Source organism: Bradyrhizobium sp. (assembly GCF_016462955.1).
In the GTDB taxonomy this organism is placed as follows: domain Bacteria; phylum Pseudomonadota; class Alphaproteobacteria; order Rhizobiales; family Xanthobacteraceae; genus Bradyrhizobium.
The window spans coordinates 3324-3980 of record NZ_JAEMSD010000573.1; the positions used below are offsets into that span (position 1 = coordinate 3324).

The window sequence follows — 657 nt, forward strand, 5'->3', positions numbered from 1 at the left end:
GATTGGGCAATGCCGCGAGCACCGCCAGATACCAGAACAGGATCTGGAACAAGAGCGGCAGATTGCGGATGACCTCGACATAGATCTCGCCGATGCGCGACAGCAGCCAGTTTGGCGACAGCCGGCACAGCGCGACGACGAAGCCGAACACGGTGGCGAAGACGATGCCGACGACCGAGACCACGAGCGTGTTCAATAGCCCGACCACGAACACGCGCAGGAACGTGTCCGAGCCGGTATAGGGGATCAGGGTTTGGTTGACGTCGAAACCGGCGTTGTTGCGCAGGAACCCGAAGCCGGCGGCAATGTGCTGGTTTTCGAGATTGGCGCGCGCATTTGAGACGATCTCGTAGCCGATCCATCCCAGGATCGCCGCGAAGGCAAACTGGACGGCGACGCCGTTCCAGCCTGCCTTGCCGCCCAGAATGCGCCGAATCTTCAGCGCGATCTGGAGCGGCGGTTTTCGGGCCTCGGTGCTCATGCCGCCGGCAGCCGATCAGGCGTGATCAGCGGATCGGCGGCGCGTACTGAAGACCACCCTTGTTCCAGAGATTGTTGATACCGCGGTTGATGGCGAGCGGCGAGCCCGCGCCGACGTTGCGATCGAACACCTCGCCGTAATTGCCGACCGTCTTCACGATCCGCACCACCCAATCC

At 62.6% G+C, this 657-nt stretch carries 1 protein-coding gene and 1 pseudogene; both read right to left on the reverse strand.

What is annotated here, in order from left to right:
* The coding region (locus JHD07_RS34685; RefSeq protein ID WP_291630355.1) for an ABC transporter permease subunit at window positions 1–481 on the reverse strand (481 nt) is incomplete at its 3' end.
* Window positions 482–506: 25 nt separating this feature from the next.
* A pseudogene (locus tag JHD07_RS34690) lies at window positions 507–657 on the reverse strand (amino acid ABC transporter substrate-binding protein); the annotation flags it as partial.